This is a genomic window from Pseudomonas bohemica, from assembly GCF_002934685.1.
GTDB lineage: Bacteria > Pseudomonadota > Gammaproteobacteria > Pseudomonadales > Pseudomonadaceae > Aquipseudomonas > Aquipseudomonas bohemica.
On the sequence record NZ_NKHL01000120.1, the window covers coordinates 329,572 to 347,007 of the forward strand.

At 58.1% G+C, this 17,436-nt stretch carries 15 protein-coding genes and 2 tRNA genes; 16 read left to right on the forward strand and 1 reads right to left on the reverse strand.

Annotation, left to right across the window (positions count from 1 at the left end; genetic code table 11):
* The first annotated feature begins 90 nt into the window (after positions 1-90).
* Together carB and greA are read left to right on the forward strand one after the other, a co-directional pair.
* On the forward strand, positions 91-3,312 hold the full coding sequence (gene carB, locus CE491_RS27260) for a carbamoyl-phosphate synthase large subunit (protein ID WP_110951414.1): 3,222 nt from the start codon (positions 91-93) through the stop codon (positions 3,310-3,312).
* The gene (gene greA, locus CE491_RS27265; protein WP_110951415.1) at positions 3,309-3,785 is read left to right on the forward strand and encodes a transcription elongation factor GreA; all 477 of its coding nucleotides are present in this window, start codon (positions 3,309-3,311) and stop codon (positions 3,783-3,785) included. Before carB ends, greA begins: the two co-directional genes overlap by 4 nt.
* 134 nt (positions 3,786-3,919) lie before the next feature.
* Here greA and yhbY read toward each other — a convergent pair whose 3' ends face one another.
* Positions 3,920-4,228: a ribosome assembly RNA-binding protein YhbY gene (gene yhbY, locus CE491_RS27270; RefSeq protein WP_110951486.1), complete on the reverse strand. Its 309-nt coding sequence runs from the start codon at positions 4,226-4,228 to the stop codon at positions 3,920-3,922.
* A 102-nt stretch (positions 4,229-4,330) separates the two neighbouring features.
* Between yhbY and rlmE the strand changes: the two genes are divergently transcribed.
* The 14 genes from rlmE (at position 4,331) to rpsO (ending at position 17,400) form a co-directional block, all read left to right on the forward strand.
* Positions 4,331-4,981, forward strand: a complete 651-nt coding sequence (gene rlmE / locus CE491_RS27275) for a 23S rRNA (uridine(2552)-2'-O)-methyltransferase RlmE (protein WP_110951416.1) — start codon at positions 4,331-4,333, stop codon at positions 4,979-4,981.
* Positions 4,982-5,168: 187 nt separating this feature from the next.
* Positions 5,169-7,079 carry an ATP-dependent zinc metalloprotease FtsH gene (gene ftsH, locus CE491_RS27280; RefSeq protein WP_093464327.1) on the forward strand — a complete coding sequence of 637 codons (1,911 nt, stop codon included), beginning with the start codon at positions 5,169-5,171 and terminating at the stop codon, positions 7,077-7,079.
* A gap of 8 nt (positions 7,080-7,087) precedes the next feature.
* On the forward strand, positions 7,088-7,939 hold the full coding sequence (gene folP, locus CE491_RS27285) for a dihydropteroate synthase (protein WP_110951417.1): 852 nt from the start codon (positions 7,088-7,090) through the stop codon (positions 7,937-7,939).
* Between the two features lie 16 nt (positions 7,940-7,955).
* Positions 7,956-9,299 (forward strand): phosphoglucosamine mutase, encoded by a 1,344-nt coding sequence (gene glmM, locus CE491_RS27290; RefSeq protein ID WP_110951418.1) that lies wholly within the window; start codon positions 7,956-7,958, stop codon positions 9,297-9,299.
* Between the two features lie 66 nt (positions 9,300-9,365).
* Complete coding sequence (gene tpiA, locus CE491_RS27295; RefSeq protein ID WP_110951419.1) at positions 9,366-10,121, forward strand: triose-phosphate isomerase; 756 nt, start codon at positions 9,366-9,368, stop codon at positions 10,119-10,121.
* A gap of 4 nt (positions 10,122-10,125) precedes the next feature.
* Positions 10,126-10,509, forward strand: coding sequence for a preprotein translocase subunit SecG (gene secG, locus CE491_RS27300; protein WP_110951420.1), 384 nt, complete (start codon positions 10,126-10,128; stop codon positions 10,507-10,509).
* 45 nt (positions 10,510-10,554) lie between these two features.
* A tRNA-Leu gene (locus CE491_RS27305) sits at positions 10,555-10,640 on the forward strand.
* A 97-nt stretch (positions 10,641-10,737) separates the two neighbouring features.
* Positions 10,738-10,814 (forward strand) — tRNA-Met (locus tag CE491_RS27310).
* Positions 10,815-10,945: 131 nt separating this feature from the next.
* A complete protein-coding gene (gene rimP, locus CE491_RS27315) occupies positions 10,946-11,404 on the forward strand; it encodes a ribosome maturation factor RimP (protein WP_199885276.1) in 459 nt (152 codons plus the stop codon).
* 47 nt (positions 11,405-11,451) lie between these two features.
* A complete protein-coding gene (nusA, locus tag CE491_RS27320) occupies positions 11,452-12,933 on the forward strand; it encodes a transcription termination factor NusA (RefSeq protein ID WP_110951422.1) in 1,482 nt (493 codons plus the stop codon).
* A gap of 27 nt (positions 12,934-12,960) precedes the next feature.
* The gene (gene infB / locus CE491_RS27325) at positions 12,961-15,498 is read left to right on the forward strand and encodes a translation initiation factor IF-2 (protein WP_110951423.1); all 2,538 of its coding nucleotides are present in this window, start codon (positions 12,961-12,963) and stop codon (positions 15,496-15,498) included.
* Positions 15,499-15,656: 158 nt separating this feature from the next.
* Complete coding sequence (rbfA, locus tag CE491_RS27330; RefSeq protein WP_110951424.1) at positions 15,657-16,058, forward strand: 30S ribosome-binding factor RbfA; 402 nt, start codon at positions 15,657-15,659, stop codon at positions 16,056-16,058.
* Between the two features lie 4 nt (positions 16,059-16,062).
* Positions 16,063-16,980 (forward strand): tRNA pseudouridine(55) synthase TruB, encoded by a 918-nt coding sequence (truB, locus tag CE491_RS27335; RefSeq protein WP_110951425.1) that lies wholly within the window; start codon positions 16,063-16,065, stop codon positions 16,978-16,980.
* Positions 16,981-17,130: 150 nt separating this feature from the next.
* The gene (gene rpsO, locus CE491_RS27340; protein WP_002555121.1) at positions 17,131-17,400 is read left to right on the forward strand and encodes a 30S ribosomal protein S15; all 270 of its coding nucleotides are present in this window, start codon (positions 17,131-17,133) and stop codon (positions 17,398-17,400) included.
* Positions 17,401-17,436 lie beyond the last annotated feature (36 nt).

Below are 17,436 nucleotides of genomic sequence, written 5' to 3' on the forward strand. Positions count from 1 at the left end.
CAGGCCGGACTTGATCCGACTGCCCGCCCAGGCACCTCAGAGAATGTTCAAGACGGCTTGCCGACTGACACAGGATTCGAGTGACAACCCATGCCAAAACGTACAGACATTAAAAGCATCCTGATTCTTGGCGCTGGCCCGATCGTGATCGGCCAGGCCTGCGAATTCGATTACTCTGGCGCCCAGGCCTGCAAGGCTCTGCGCGAAGAGGGCTACCGCGTCATCTTGGTGAACTCCAACCCGGCTACCATCATGACCGACCCGGCGATGGCCGACGCCACCTACATCGAGCCGATCAAGTGGGCGACCGTCGCCAAGATCATCGAGAAAGAGCGTCCGGACGCACTGCTGCCGACTATGGGTGGCCAGACCGCGCTGAACTGCGCACTGGACCTGGAGCGTGAAGGCGTTCTTGAGAAGTTCGGCGTAGAGATGATCGGCGCCAACGCCGACACCATCGACAAGGCCGAAGATCGCTCGCGTTTCGACAAGGCCATGAAGGCCATCGGCCTGGAATGCCCGCGCTCTGGCATCGCCCACAGCATGGAAGAGGCCAATGCGGTCCTCGAAAAGCTGGGCTTCCCATGCATCATCCGTCCGTCCTTCACCATGGGCGGCACCGGTGGCGGTATTGCCTACAACCGTGAAGAATTTGAAGAAATCTGCGCCCGTGGTCTGGATTTGTCACCGACCAAAGAGCTGCTGATCGACGAATCCCTGATCGGCTGGAAAGAATATGAAATGGAAGTTGTCCGCGACAAAAAGGACAACTGCATCATCGTCTGCTCCATCGAAAACTTCGACCCAATGGGCGTGCACACCGGTGACTCGATCACCGTGGCCCCGGCGCAGACCCTGACCGACAAGGAATACCAGATCCTGCGTAACGCCTCGCTGGCGGTCCTGCGCGAGATCGGCGTGGAAACCGGCGGCTCCAATGTGCAGTTCGGCATCTGCCCGGACACCGGGCGCATGGTCGTGATCGAGATGAACCCGCGCGTATCCCGTTCATCGGCACTGGCCTCCAAGGCCACTGGCTTCCCGATCGCCAAGGTCGCTGCCAAGCTGGCAGTGGGCTACACCCTGGATGAGCTGCAGAACGACATCACCGGCGGCAAGACCCCGGCGTCGTTCGAGCCTTCCATCGACTACGTCGTGACCAAGTTGCCACGCTTTGCCTTCGAGAAATTCGCTAAGGCCGACGCACGCTTGACCACTCAGATGAAGTCGGTCGGCGAAGTCATGGCCATCGGCCGCACCTTTCAGGAATCCCTGCAAAAAGCCCTTCGTGGTCTGGAAGTGGGTGTGAGCGGTCTCGATCCGAAACTGGATCTGAGCAACCCTGAAAGTGCGAGCGTCCTCAAACGCGAGCTGACCGTTCCGGGCGCAGAGCGCATCTGGTACGTGGCTGACGCTTTCCGCGCGGGTATGACCGTCGAGCAGATCTTCGGCATGAATATGATCGACCCTTGGTTCCTCGTGCAGATCGAAGATCTGATCAAGGAAGAAGAGAAGGTCAAGACCCTTGGCCTGTCCGCCATCGACCGCGACCTGATGTTGCGCCTCAAGCGCAAGGGCTTCTCCGACGCGCGTCTGGCCAAGCTGTTGGGCGTTACCGAAAAGAATCTGCGCACGCATCGCCACAAGCTCGACATCTACCCGGTCTACAAGCGTGTCGATACCTGCGCGGCCGAGTTCGCCACCGACACTGCGTACATGTACTCCACGTACGAAGAAGAGTGCGAAGCCAACCCTTCCACTCGCGACAAGATCATGATCCTGGGCGGCGGTCCCAACCGTATCGGTCAGGGTATCGAGTTCGACTACTGCTGCGTGCACGCGGCGCTGGCGCTGCGTGATGACGGGTACGAGACCATCATGGTCAACTGCAACCCGGAAACCGTATCCACCGACTACGACACGTCCGATCGCCTGTACTTCGAGCCAGTGACCCTGGAAGATGTGCTGGAAATCGTCCGCGTTGAGAAGCCGAAAGGCGTGATCGTCCAGTATGGCGGCCAGACCCCGCTGAAACTGGCCCGCGCTCTGGAAGCTGCAGGCGTGCCGATCATCGGTACCAGCCCTGACGCCATCGACCGTGCCGAAGACCGTGAGCGCTTCCAGCAGATGGTCGAGCGCCTGAACCTGCGTCAGCCGCCGAACGCCACTGTGCGCAGCGAAGACGAAGCGATTCGTGCCGCCGCCAAGATCGGTTATCCGCTGGTCGTTCGTCCGTCCTACGTACTGGGTGGTCGCGCGATGGAAATCGTCTACGAGGAAGAAGAACTCAAGCGCTACCTGCGTGAAGCGGTTCAAGTGTCCAACGACAGTCCGGTGCTGCTGGATCACTTCCTGAACTGCGCCATCGAAATGGACGTAGACGCGGTCTGCGACGGCACCGATGTGGTAATCGGCGCGATCATGCAGCACATCGAACAGGCGGGCGTTCACTCCGGTGACTCCGCGTGCTCGCTGCCGCCCTACTCGCTGCCGGCCCGCATCCAGGACGAGATGCGTGAACAGGTCAAGAAGATGGCGCTGGAACTGGGTGTCGTCGGCCTGATGAACGTGCAGCTCGCGCTGCAAGGCGAAGACATCTACGTCATCGAAGTGAACCCGCGTGCCTCGCGTACCGTGCCGTTCGTTTCCAAGTGCATTGGTGTCTCCCTGGCAATGATCGCGGCCCGCGTCATGGCTGGCAAAAGCCTGAAAGAGCTGGGCTTCACCAAGGAAATCATCCCGAATTTCTACAGCGTGAAAGAGGCGGTGTTCCCATTCGCCAAATTCCCTGGTGTTGACCCGATCCTCGGGCCGGAGATGAAATCCACCGGTGAAGTCATGGGCGTCGGCGACACCTTCGGCGAAGCCTTCGCCAAGGCGCAAATGGGCGCCAGCGAAGTCCTGCCGACCGGTGGTACCGCGTTCATCAGCGTGCGCGATGACGACAAGCCGCTGGTCGCTGGCGTTGCGCGTAACCTGATCGACTTGGGCTTCGAGGTCGTCGCAACGGCGGGCACTGCACGCCTGATCGAGGCAGCGGGCCTGAAAGTTCGTCGCGTGAACAAGGTGACCGAGGGACGCCCGCATGTGGTCGACATGATCAAGAACGACGAAGTCACTCTGATCATCAACACCACCGAAGGCCGGCAGTCGATCGCCGATTCCTACTCCATCCGTCGTAACGCCCTGCAGCACAAGATTTACTGCACCACTACCATTGCCGCAGGCGAGGCTATCTGTGAAGCGCTGAAATTCGGTCCTGAAAAAACCGTACGGCGCTTGCAGGATCTACACGCAGGATTGAAAGCATGATCAAGTACCCAATGACCGTCCAGGGCGCCAAAGCCCTGGAAGATGAACACGCCCACCTGACCAAGGTCGTCCGTCCAAAGCTCAGCCAGGACATCGGCACGGCTCGCGAGTTGGGGGACCTGAAGGAAAATGCCGAGTACCATGCCGCCCGTGAGCAGCAAGGTATGGTCGAAGCGCGTATCCGCGATATCGAAGGCCGCCTGCAGAACGCACAGGTCATCGACGTCACATCGATTCCTCATACGGGCAAAGTCATCTTCGGCACGACCGTGGAGATCGCCAACGTCGAAACCGACGAACGCGTGGTCTACCAGATCGTGGGTGAGGATGAGGCCGACATCAAGCTGGGCAAGATTTCCGTCGGCTCACCAATCGCTCGCGCGTTGATCGCCAAGGAAGAGGGTGATGTGGTCGTCGTGAAAACGCCTGGCGGGGTGATCGAGTACGAGATCGTAGAGGTCAAGCACGTCTGACGGAGTCAGTGGATGCCATGCTGACGGGTGGCTTCCACTGGAACGCAGGATTCAGAAGGCAGGTTTATGAAGGTTCTGCGCTGATTTCTGCGGGCCCGGCCAGGGCGCGAGTTGCGCCGCTGGCCAGGGCACGGTTACTTGTAGCGATGAATGTTGGACAGTTGTTTGTTAGGCTGCGGATTCTTGCGGTAGATCAGCGCCATCTTGCCGATGGTCTGCACCAGTTCCGCGCGGCCTTGTTTGCACAGTTCGTCGATCACGGCGCGACGATCGTCGCGGTCTTCCAGCTTGATCTGAACCTTGATCAGTTCATGATCCACCAAAGCGCGGTCCAGCTCGGCCAGCACGCCCTCGCTCAGACCGTTGCCGGCAACCATCAGGACCGGCTTCAGGTCATGTCCAATGGATTTGTACTGTTTCTTCTGCTCGTTAGTGAGCGGCATAATCTGACCCTTTTCGTCTGATTCTGTAAAATTGGCGGCCATTTTACCCGAGGGCCCGTGGCTCCGCCCAGTTAATCACGACGCATATCATCGAGGTGCCCCGTGGCGCAGCGTTCCAAGAGCAGCCATAACTGGCTGAGAGAACATTTCGACGACAAGTACGTCAAAATGGCACAGAAAGATGGCTACCGTTCCCGTGCCAGCTACAAGCTGCTGGAGATCCAGGAGAAAGACAAAATCATTCGTCCCGGCATGACGGTTGTCGACCTTGGTGCAGCCCCGGGAGGTTGGTCGCAGGTGACCAGTCGTCTGATTGGTGGTAAAGGTCGCCTGATCGCATCCGACATTCTGGAGATGGACAGCATCCCCGATGTGACCTTTATTCAAGGGGACTTCACGGAGGACGGCGTCTTCAAAGAGATTCTGGCGGCGATCGGTAATACGCAGGTAGACCTTGTGATTTCCGATATGGCCCCCAATATGAGTGGATTGAGCGCTGTGGATATGCCACGCGCCATGTTCCTTTGTGAGTTGGCGCTCGACCTGGCGGGTCGGGTACTGCGCCCCGGTGGTGATTTTCTGATCAAGGTCTTCCAGGGCGAAGGCTTCGATGTGTACCACAAGGAAGTGCGCAAGATGTTTGACAAGGTACAGATGCGCAAGCCGCTTTCCTCCCGTGACCGCTCTCGCGAGCAGTACCTTCTAGGCCGTGGGTTCAAGGGCGGTTATGAGGCCCCAAGCGATTTTGAGTAAAGGCAATAGCTTTTTTCAAATGGCTTTATTCATGAAGCGTAACGAACATCTTGTAGTCAAAGTTTCACAAAGGGTTACAGACGCCGCCTGCCACACCTGTAGGATCTGTAGTAAGTTAGGCCGGTGAATATCATGCGAGGCACGCTCCAGCGTGGAGCTTGCTTCAGAGGGTAGCTAATTGAACGATATGGCAAAGAACTTGATCCTGTGGTTGATCATCGCTGCGGTCCTGGTGACCGTGATGAACAACTTCTCCAGCCCGAACGAGCCGCAGACCCTCAACTATTCTGAGTTCATCCAGCAGGTGAAGGATGGCAAGGTCGAGAAGGTTGCCGTGGACGGTTATGTCATCACGGGCAAACGCAGCGACGGCGACACCTTCAAGACCATTCGTCCGGCGATTCAAGACAACGGGCTGATCGGTGATCTGGTCGACAACAACGTCGTGATCGAAGGCAAGCAGCCTGAGCAGCAGAGCATCTGGACTCAGTTGCTGGTAGCCAGCTTCCCGATTCTGGTCATCATTGCCGTCTTCATGTTCTTCATGCGCCAGATGCAAGGTGGCGCGGGAGGCAAGGGCGGGCCGATGAGCTTCGGCAAGAGCAAGGCGCGTCTGCTCTCCGAAGATCAGGTGAAGACCACCCTGGCTGACGTCGCAGGTTGCGACGAGGCGAAGGAAGAGGTCGGTGAGCTTGTCGAATTTCTCCGAGATCCGGGCAAGTTCCAGCGTTTGGGCGGCCGTATCCCGCGCGGTGTGCTAATGGTCGGTCCTCCGGGTACTGGTAAAACCTTGCTCGCCAAGGCGATTGCCGGTGAGGCGAAAGTGCCGTTCTTCACCATTTCGGGTTCCGACTTCGTTGAAATGTTCGTGGGTGTTGGTGCAAGCCGTGTCCGTGACATGTTCGAACAAGCCAAGAAGCACGCGCCTTGCATCATCTTTATCGACGAAATCGACGCCGTCGGTCGCCATCGTGGCGCTGGCATGGGCGGTGGTCATGATGAGCGTGAGCAGACTCTCAACCAATTGCTGGTAGAGATGGACGGCTTCGAAATGAACGACGGCATCATCGTGATCGCTGCGACCAACAGACCAGACGTTCTCGACCCTGCGCTGTTGCGTCCAGGTCGTTTCGACCGTCAGGTGGTGGTGGGTCTGCCGGATATCCGCGGCCGTGAACAGATTCTGAAAGTGCACATGCGTAAGGTGCCAATGGGTGACGACGTCAATGCTGCCGTCATCGCTCGTGGTACCCCCGGATTCTCGGGTGCCGACCTGGCCAACCTAGTTAACGAAGCCTCGCTGTTTGCAGCTCGCGTCGGCAAGCGCATCGTCGAGATGAAAGAATTCGAACTGGCAAAAGACAAGATCATGATGGGCGCCGAGCGCAAATCCATGGTCATGTCCGAGAAAGAGAAGCAGAACACTGCTTATCACGAAGCGGGCCACGCTATTGTCGGTCGCGTCGTGCCTGAGCACGATCCGGTGTACAAGGTTTCGATCATTCCGCGCGGTCGTGCACTGGGTGTCACGATGTTCCTTCCTGAGGAAGATCGCTACAGCCTGTCCAAGCGTGCGCTGATCAGCCAGATCTGCTCGTTGTACGGTGGTCGTATCGCTGAAGAGATGACTCTGGGCTTTGACGGGGTCACTACCGGCGCGTCCAACGACATCATGCGAGCGAGCCAGATTGCTCGGAATATGGTTACCAAGTGGGGCCTGTCCGAGAAGCTTGGCCCGCTGATGTATTCCGAAGAGGAAGATGGCGGTTACCTGGGTCGCGGTGGTGGCGGTCAGAACGCCAGCCTGTCGGCCGATACTGCTCGCCTGATCGATTCGGAAGTTCGTAGCATCATTGATCAGTGCTATGGCACGGCGAAACAGATCCTCACCGACAATCGCGACAAGCTTGACGCGATGGCCGATGCGTTGATGAAGTACGAAACCATCGACGCCGAACAGATCGACGACATCATGGCGGGACGCACCCCTCGCGAACCGCGCGATTGGGAAGGTGGCTCCGGTGCTTCCGGCACGCCAACCGCTCCGGTCGGTCCGCGCCCGGAAACACCGATCGGCGGTCCCGCCGCTGACCACTAAGGCCTGACATGACTCCTGCGCTGTACCCAACCCGGTTGCCTTGCGGCAACCGGGTTCTTGATTTATCCCGGACACATGTCATGGGAATCCTCAATATCACCCCTGATTCGTTCTCCGATGGTGGTCGTTTCGCCCAGCGCGATCTCGCCTTGAGCCATGCCGAGGCGATGGTGGCGGCGGGCGCGACTCTGATCGACGTGGGCGGTGAGTCCACCCGTCCTGGTGCGCGTGCGGTTTCTCCAATCGAAGAGCTGGAGCGCGTTGCGCCTATTGTCGAAGCGATCAATCGCGAACTCGATGTGGTCATCTCGGTGGACACTTCGACACCTGTGGTCATGCGCGAGAGTGCTCGGCTCGGCGCGGGCCTGATCAATGATGTGCGCTCTTTGCGTCGTGATGGCGCGCTGGACGCAGCGGTGGCGACCGGCTTGCCGGTCTGTCTGATGCACATGCGCGGCGAACCGACAGATATGCAAGACGATCCGCGCTACGACGATCTGGTGGGCGAGGTGACTTCATTTCTTCGGGAGCGAATGGACGTTTGCATCGCCGCCGGTATCCCGGCTGAAAAAATCGTCCTTGATCCGGGCTACGGCTTCGCCAAAACGCTTGATCACAACTTGAGCCTGTTCAAGCATATGCAAGCCCTGCACGTGCTGGGCCGGCCGCTGCTGGTTGGCGTGTCGCGCAAAAGCATGATCGGCAAGGTGCTCGACAAACCAGTAGACCAACGCCTTTACGGCGCGCTCGCTCTGGCCGCGATGGCCATGATCCAGGGTGCAAGAATTTTACGCGTGCACGATGTTGCGGAAACTGTCGACGTGGTGCGGATGATTGCCGCCGTCGAATCGGCACAATAAGAAGTTGGGAGTACTCATGACCAAGAAAAAATATTTCGGAACCGACGGCATTCGCGGTCGAGTCGGTCAATTTCCGATCACCCCCGATTTCATGCTCAGGCTCGGCTGGGCGGCAGGCATGGCGTTCCGCAAGATGGGCGCCTGTCGGATCCTGGTCGGTAAGGACACGCGCATCTCTGGGTACATGTTCGAATCCGCGCTGGAGGCTGGCCTGTCCGCCGCCGGTGCCGACGTGATGTTGCTCGGCCCGATGCCAACTCCTGCAATCGCCTATCTGACGCGTACGTTCCATGCCGAGGCAGGAATCGTCATCAGCGCATCGCACAACCCGCATCACGATAATGGCATCAAGTTCTTTTCGGGGCAGGGCACTAAGCTGCCGGACGAAATCGAGATGATGATCGAGGAACTGCTGGACACGCCGATGACTGTCGCCGAGTCCGAAAAGCTCGGCAAGGTCTCGCGGATCAACGATGCGGCGGGTCGCTATATTGAGTTCTGCAAAAGCAGCGTACCGAGCAGCACTGATTTTGCCGGCCTCAAGCTGGTCGTCGACTGCGCGCACGGCGCGACCTATAAAGTCGCGCCGAACGTGTTTCGCGAGTTGGGTGCGAAAGTCACGGTGCTCTCCGCCGCGCCTAACGGCCTTAACATCAACGATGACTGCGGCTCGACCCACATGGGCAACCTGCAGGCGACAGTCGTGGCGGAGAGGGCCGACCTGGGCATCGGTTTCGACGGCGATGGCGACCGAGTGCTGATGGTCGATCACACCGGTGCGATCGTCGACGGTGACGAGTTGCTTTACATCATCGCCCGTGACTTGCATGAGCGAGGACGCTTGCAGGGTGGCGTCGTCGGGACTCTGATGAGCAATCTCGGTCTGGAGCTTGCGCTGGCAGAGCTGAATATTCCGTTCGTGCGAGCCAATGTCGGCGACCGCTACGTCATTGCCGAGCTGCTGGACCGTAACTGGCAAGTGGGTGGCGAGAACTCCGGTCATGTCGTGTGTTTCCAGCACACTACTACGGGCGATGCGATTATCGCCGCGCTGCAGGTGCTGTTGGCGCTTAAGCGCTCGGGACAGAGCCTGGCCGAGTCGCGTCAGGGGTTGAAGAAATGCCCGCAAGTGCTGGTCAACGTGCGTTTCGAAGGCGGTGGTGTGGACCCGGTTCAGCACCCGGCGGTCAAGGAGGCTTGTGATCGCGTGACGGCGGCCATGGGCGGTCGTGGTCGTGTGTTGTTGCGCAAGTCCGGCACAGAGCCTCTGGTGCGCGTTATGGTCGAAGGCGAGGATGAAACCGTGGTCGCTGGCTATGCCGATGAACTGGCAAAACTGGTCGCTGAAGTTTGCGCCTGATTTCGGCTTGCCAGTGTTGAAACTGTTGGGTAACATCTGCGCCCACTTTGACCGACGAGGTACAGCATGCGTCGCCCTATGGTAGCTGGTAACTGGAAGATGCACGGTACCTGCGCCAGCGTCGCTGAGCTGGTCGAGGGCCTTGCGAACATGGTCCTCCCGAGCGATGTCGACGTAGCGGTGTTTCCGTCAAGTCTTCATATCGGTTTCGTCGTCGACTGCCTGGAAGGGCATTCGATTTCGGTCGGTGCGCAGAACAGCGCACATGAAGCGGGACAGGGTGCGCTGACCGGTGAGATTTCGCCGACTCAGCTGGCCGATGCGGGTTGCAAACTGGTGCTTGTGGGTCATTCGGAGCGTCGCCAGATCATGGGCGAGCGCAATGAAGTCCTGAACCGCAAATTTGCGGCGGCCCAGGCCTGTGGCCTTACGCCGGTGCTGTGTATTGGTGAAACCCTTGAGCAGCGCCAGGCCGGCAAAACGCTTGAGGTCGTCGGGCAGCAGCTCGACAGCATCATCGAAGAGCTGGGTATCGATGCTTTCGTGAATGCGGTAATTGCTTACGAGCCGGTCTGGGCCATTGGCACCGGACTGACAGCCTCGCCGGAACAGGCGCAGGAAGTGCACGCAGCCATTCGTGCGCAGTTGGCGAAAGAGAATTCTGAAGTCGCGCAAGGTGTGCGGCTTCTATATGGCGGCAGCGTGAAGGCGGCCAATGCGGTCGAACTGTTCGGCATGCCGGATATCGATGGGGGGCTCATTGGTGGAGCTTCCCTGAATGCAGATGAGTTCGGTGCGATCATTCGCGCCGCGGGAAACTGAAAAAATGCTGGAAACAGTCGTAGTCGTTCTTCATCTGCTGGGTGCGCTGGGCGTTGTTGCTCTGGTATTGCTGCAGCAGGGTAAAGGTGCGGACGCTGGCGCGTCGTTTGGGGCAGGTGCATCAAATACTGTCTTCGGAGGCCAAGGTTCCTCTACCTTTCTTAGTAAGTTTACTGCTATACTTGCCGCCTGTTTCTTCATAACCAGCTTGGGGTTAGGTTACTTTGCTAAAGAGAAAGCTCATCAGCTGACTCAAGTAGGTTTGCCAGATCCAGCAGTGTTGGAAGTTAAACAAAAACCGGCGACAGATGATGTTCCGGTTCTGGAAGGGCAACAGAAACCAGCCGCTGCTCCAGCTGACGTTCCTGCCGCTCCAGAACAGAAGTAACACAGGATTCGCAGTCGGTATTGGGGCTGCAAAAAGAGTTGTAATGCCGAGGTGGTGGAATTGGTAGACACGCAACCTTGAGGTGGTTGTGCCCATAGGGTGTAGGGGTTCGAGTCCCCTTCTCGGTACCAATTAACAAGTCAGCCCGCAGTAGCGGGCTTTCTTGTAGGTGGGTGTGGTGGATTGACCCAAATCGGGATCGGTCGTATACTTCCGCCCCAGCTTTGTCGCGGGGTGGAGCAGTCTGGTAGCTCGTCGGGCTCATAACCCGAAGGTCGTTGGTTCAAATCCAGCCCCCGCAACCAGTTTTAGCCGAGCCCCTTTTCAGGGGCTTTTTGTTAGCTGGACACTTTATTACGCCGCTGTTCAACGGCGTTTTTTCATGATGGGCGCTTTGCCCATTTTTTATTTGCACAGCATGCACGAGGGGGTTCAGGTGTCGAGCAAGCTAGAACAGTTGCAGGCCTTGCTGGCCCCGGTGGTCGTGGCCCTTGGCTATGAATGCTGGGGTATCGAGTTCTCGGCCCAGGGTCGTCACTCAATGTTGCGCGTTTATATCGATAAAGAGGGCGGCGTGCTGGTGGACGATTGTGCCATCGTCAGCCGTCAGATCAGCGGTGTTCTGGACGTAGAAGATCCGATCAGCTCCGAATATACACTCGAAGTTTCTTCTCCTGGCATGGAACGCCCGCTGTTCACGATCGAGCAGTTTGCATCCTTTGCCGGGGAACAAGTGAAGATAAAGCTGCGTTCGCCCTTCGACGGTCGACGCAACTTTCAAGGCCTTCTCCGCGGGGTGGAGGAGCAGGACGTCGTGGTGCAAGTGGATGACCACGAATACCTGTTGCCGATCGATCTGATCGACAAAGCCAACATTATTCCCACGTTTGACTGAGACGCGGATCCCGCGGATCCAATGGCTTGCGAAAGGCGAGGCGTACGATGAGCAAAGAAGTACTGCTGGTTGTTGAGTCGGTATCCAATGAAAAAGGCGTACCGGCCGGTGTGATTTTTGAAGCGCTTGAAATAGCTCTGGCCACGGCCACTAAAAAGCGTTTCGAAGACGAAGTTGACCTTCGTGTGGAAATCAATCGCCACACGGGCGCATACGAGACTTTCCGTCGCTGGACAGTCGTTGAAGAAGACGATCTTGATGATCCGGCCATCGAAACCTGGCCGAGCAAGGTTGCCGAGACTCATCCGGGCGCCAACGTTGGCGACGTCGTAGAAGAAAAGATCGAGTCCATCGAGTTCGGCCGTATCGCTGCCCAGACTGCCAAGCAAGTCATTGTGCAGAAGGTTCGCGAGGCCGAGCGCGCCCAAGTCGTGGACGCTTATCGTGAGCGTCTGGGCGAAATCATTTCCGGTACTGTTAAAAAAGTTACACGAGACAATGTCATCGTCGACTTGGGTAACAATGCCGAGGCTCTGCTGGCGCGTGAAGACATCATCTCTCGGGAAACTTTCCGCGTAGGTGTCCGCGTTCGTGCATTGCTCAAAGAGATCCGCACTGAAAACCGTGGCCCTCAGTTGATTCTGTCGCGTACAGCGCCGGAAATGCTGATCGAGCTGTTCCGGATTGAAGTTCCGGAAATTGCCGAAGGTCTCATCGAGGTGATGGCTGCCTCTCGTGATCCTGGTTCGCGTGCAAAGATCGCAGTTCGCTCCAAGGACAAACGCATCGACCCGCAAGGCGCTTGCATCGGAATGCGCGGTTCGCGTGTCCAGGCTGTTTCCGGCGAGTTGGGCGGCGAGCGTGTGGATATCGTGCTGTGGGACGACAACCCGGCACAGTTCGTTATCAACGCCATGTCGCCTGCCGAAGTGGCAGCGATCATCGTTGATGAAGACGCCCACGCCATGGATATCGCTGTAGGCGCAGACAACCTGGCCCAGGCGATTGGCCGCGGTGGTCAAAACGTGCGTCTGGCGAGTCAGTTGACTGGCTGGACCTTGAACGTGATGACCGAGTCGGACATCCAGGCCAAGCAGCAAGCGGAAACCGGTGACATCCTGCGCAACTTCATCGACGAGCTGGAAGTCGACGAAGAACTCGCTCAGGTACTGGTAGACGAAGGCTTCACCAGCCTGGAAGAGATTGCCTACGTACCGTTGGAAGAAATGCTCAACATCGACGGCTTTGACGAGGACATCGTCAACGAGCTTCGTGCTCGCGCCAAGGATCGTTTGTTGACCAAAGCCATCGCTACTGAGGAAAAGCTGGCAGACGCCCATCCGGCCGAAGACCTACTCTCGCTTGAGGGTATGGACAAGGATTTGGCGATGGAACTGGCGGTGCGCGGCGTAATTACCCGCGAAGACCTGGCCGAGCAGTCTATTGACGATCTGCTCGACATCGACGGCATTGACGATGATCGTGCCGGCAAGTTGATCATGGCCGCCCGAGCCCATTGGTTCGAGTAAGTAGATGCGGCCTGAGGAGAGAAGTGCATGACGCAAGTCACGGTGAAAGAACTGGCCAAAACGGTCGACACACCGGTAGAGCGCCTGTTACAGCAGATGCGTGAGGCAGGTCTGCCGCACACCGCCGCCGAGCAAGTTGTGACCGATAACGAAAAACAAGCCCTGTTGACGCACCTGAAAAGCGGCCACAAGGCTAAAGTGGAAGAACCGCGCAAGATCACTTTGCAGCGTAAAACCACCAGTACCCTGCGCGTTGCTGGCAGTAAAAGCATCAGCGTTGAGGTGCGTAAAAAGAAGGTCTTCGTACAGCGCAGCCCGGAAGAAATCGAAGCCGAGCGCAAGCGTGAGCAGGAAGAGCGTCGTGCGGTAGAAAATGCCGCGCGTCAAAAGGCTGAAGAAGAAGCCCGTCAGCGTGCCGAAGAAGAAGCGCGCCGTCAGCCTGCTGCTGCCCCGCAAGCTGCCGACGCTGTCGCTGCCAGCGCGCCTGTTGCCGAACCGGCTCCGCAAGTCGCTGCCCAGCCTGTCCAGGAGGCGCCTGTCGCTGCACCTGCACCGGTTGCCGAGCGCAAGAAGGACGAACCTCGCCGCCCTGACAAACCACGCAACGATGACAACAATCGTCGCGGCGGTGGTGGTGATGGCGAGCGTAAGAACGCTCCGCATCGCGCTTCGGTCAAGGAAAAGGCGCCTGCGCCACGGGTTGCTCCACGTACTACCGACGAAGAAAGCGATGGCTTCCGTCGCGGTGGTCGTGGCAAGGCCAAGCTGAAGAAACGCAATGCTCACGGCTTCCAGAACCCTACCGGTCCTGTGGTTCGTGAAGTGAAGATCGGCGAGACCATCACTGTGGGCGATCTCGCTCAACAGATGTCGGTCAAAGCCGCTGAAATCATCAAGTTCATGTTCAAGCTGGGTACTCCAGCCACCATCAACCAGGTACTGGATCAGGAAACTGCCCAGCTGGTCGCCGAAGAACTGGGCCACAAAGTGACCCTGGTCAGCGACACCGCCCTGGAAGATTCCTTGGCCGAGTCCCTGAAGTTCGAAGGTGAGACGGTTCCTCGTGCGCCGGTCGTGACCGTCATGGGTCACGTTGACCATGGTAAGACCTCGCTGCTCGACTACATTCGTCGTGCCAAGGTCGCCGCTGGCGAAGCCGGTGGTATTACCCAGCACATCGGTGCGTACCACGTGGAAACCGATCGTGGCATGGTGACCTTCCTCGACACCCCTGGTCACGCCGCGTTTACCGCAATGCGTGCTCGTGGTGCCAAGGCGACCGACATCGTGATCCTGGTTGTCGCTGCTGACGACGGCGTGATGCCGCAGACCATCGAAGCCGTGCAACATGCACAGGCTGCTGGTGTTCCGCTGGTAGTGGCCGTGAACAAGATCGACAAGCCGGGCGCTGACCTGGACCGCATCCGCAGTGAACTGTCGGTTCATGGCGTGACGTCCGAAGAATGGGGTGGCGATACACCGTTCGTACCTGTTTCGGCGAAAGTCGGTACCGGTGTAGACGAGCTGCTCGAAGCCGTGTTGCTGCAGGCTGAAGTGCTTGAGCTGGTCGCTACGCCATCGGCTCCTGGCCGTGGTGTCGTGGTTGAATCGCGCCTGGACAAGGGCCGTGGTCCAGTTGCGACCGTTCTGGTTCAGGACGGCACGCTGCGTCAGGGCGACATGGTTCTGGTCGGCTCCAACTACGGCCGCGTTCGCGCCATGCTCGACGAAAACGGCAAGCCTATTAAGGAAGCCGGTCCGTCCATCCCGGTCGAGATCCTCGGCCTGGACGGTACACCGGACGCTGGCGACGAGATGAGCGTTGTGGCTGACGAGAAGAAAGCCCGCGAAGTGGCTCTGTTCCGTCAAGGCAAGTTCCGCGAAGTGAAGCTGGCCCGTGCTCACGCCGGCAAGCTGGAAAACATCTTCGAGAATATGGGTCAGGAAGAGAAGAAGACGCTCAACATCGTCCTCAAATCCGACGTCCGTGGTTCTCTGGAAGCTTTGCAAGGCGCTTTGAATGGCCTGGGCAACGACGAAGTACAAGTACGTGTAGTGGGCGGCGGCGTCGGTGGTATCACCGAGAGCGACGCCAACCTGGCGCTGGCTTCCAACGCGGTCCTGTTCGGCTTCAACGTGCGTGCTGATGCTGGCGCGCGCAAGATCGTCGAGCAGGAAGGTCTGGACATGCGTTACTACAACGTCATCTACGACATCATCGAAGACGTCAAGAAAGCCCTCACCGGTATGCTTGGCAGTGACGTCCGGGAGAACATCCTGGGTATCGCCGAAGTTCGCGACGTATTCCGCTCGCCGAAATTCGGTGCGATCGCCGGTTGCATGGTCATCGAAGGTGTCGTGTTCCGTAACCGTCCAATCCGTGTACTGCGTGAAGACATCGTTATCTTCGAAGGCGAGCTGGAATCCCTGCGCCGCTTCAAGGATGACGCTTCCGAAGTACGTGCCGGCATGGAATGCGGTATCGGCGTCAAGAGCTACAACGACGTCAAGGTCGGTGACAAGATCGAAGTCTTCGAGAAGGTCCAAGTGGCTCGCAGCCTCTAAACCGCGAGCTTCAGGAGTCATGGCAGGCGTCGCATGCAAATGCCCAGCGCCCGTCATGGACTCTAAACGCAACGCCCGGTCCGGCTTCTGCCAGGCCGGGCGTTTGCCGCTTTCAGACCGCACGGCTTTTGCAGTGGGTCAGTGACAGGTAACAAGACATGGCAAAAGAATACAGCCGTACTCAACGTATCGGCGATCAGATGCAGCGCGAATTGGCTCAGTTGATCCGTCGCGAAGTGAAAGACCCGCGTGTGGGTCTGGTCACCATCACCGCAGTCGATGTCAGCCGCGACGTGGGCCACGCGAAGATTTTCATCACCGTGATGGGGCAGGACAACGCCGAAGACATTGCTCAGACCATCAAGGTACTGAACTCGGCAGCCGGTTTCCTGCGCATGCAACTGGCGCGGGAAATGAAGCTGCGCAGCGTGCCTCAGTTGCACTTCCACTACGACGAAAGCGTTGTTCGTGGTGCGCATCTGTCGGCGTTGATCGAACGCGCGGTGGCCGAAGACGGTCAGCACGACACTTCTGCCAAGCAAGACGGCTCGGAGGAGTAACGGCGTGGCCCAGGTCAAGCGTATTCGCCGCAACGTCAGCGGCATCATCCTGCTCGACAAGCCATTGGGGTTCACGTCCAACGCGGCCTTGCAGAAGGTTCGCTGGTTGCTCAATGCGGAAAAGGCCGGCCACACCGGTAGCCTCGATCCGCTGGCCACCGGCGTGCTGCCGCTGTGCTTCGGCGAGGCAACCAAGTTCTCTCAGTATCTGCTCGATTCCGACAAGGGTTACGAAACCCTGATGCAATTGGGCAAAACCACCACCACGGCGGATGCCGAAGGCGAAGTGTTACAAACTCGTCCGGTGACCGTTGGTCGCTCTGATATCGAAGCTGTATTGCCCGATTTTCGTGGGCAAATCAGTCAGATACCACCGATGTACTCCGCCCTCAAGCGTGATGGCCAGCCGCTGTACAAGCTGGCTCGAGCAGGGGAAGTGGTGGAGCGCGAAGCACGTTCTGTTACTATTGCGCGCCTGGAATTATTGGCGAGCGAAGGCGAGACCGCACGCCTGGCCGTTGACTGCAGCAAGGGCACCTATATTCGTACCCTGGTGGAGGATATCGGTGAAAAACTCGGCTGTGGTGCATACGTTGCCGAATTGCGTCGTACACAAGCGGGTCCTTTCGGTCTTGCCCAGACGGTAACGCTGGAAGAGCTGGAAGCAGTACACGCCGAAGGCGGTAACGAGGCGGTTGATCGCTTCCTGATGCCTTCCGACAGCGGCTTGCAGGATTGGCCGCTGTTGAAGTTTTCCGAGCACAGTTCGTTTTACTGGTTGCATGGTCAGCCAGTTCGGGCCCCCGATGCGCCGAACTCCGGCATGGTGCGGGTGCAGGATCATGAAGGACGCTTCATCGGGATCGGTGAAGTGAGCGAAGACGGACGCATTGCGCCGCGTCGGCTGATTCGGTCAGAGTGACCGAAGCTGTCGTGACAGGGTTTCCTGGCATGGCAGTATGAGGATGGCTGTTAACAGGCATGGTCACTCCTCACTTTTTAATACGAGAGTCTGCTCTCGGCCTGTTGAAACCTCTCCCTGGATTGGTTTCCTGATAAAAGGAATGCCCACATGGCACTCAGCGTTGAAGAAAAAGCTCAGATCGTAACCGACTACCAGCAAGCTGTTGGTGACACTGGTTCGCCAGAAGTGCAAGTTGCACTGCTGACCGCCAACATCAACAAACTGCAAGGCCACTTCAAGGCCAACGGTAAAGATCACCACTCCCGTCGTGGTCTGATCCGTATGGTAAACCAGCGTCGTAAGCTGCTGGATTACCTGAAAGGTAAGGACGTTAGCCGTTACAGCGCCCTGATCGGTCGTCTGGGTCTGCGTCGCTAATAACGACTCAGATAGAGGTTGGTTGTCTGTCATGTT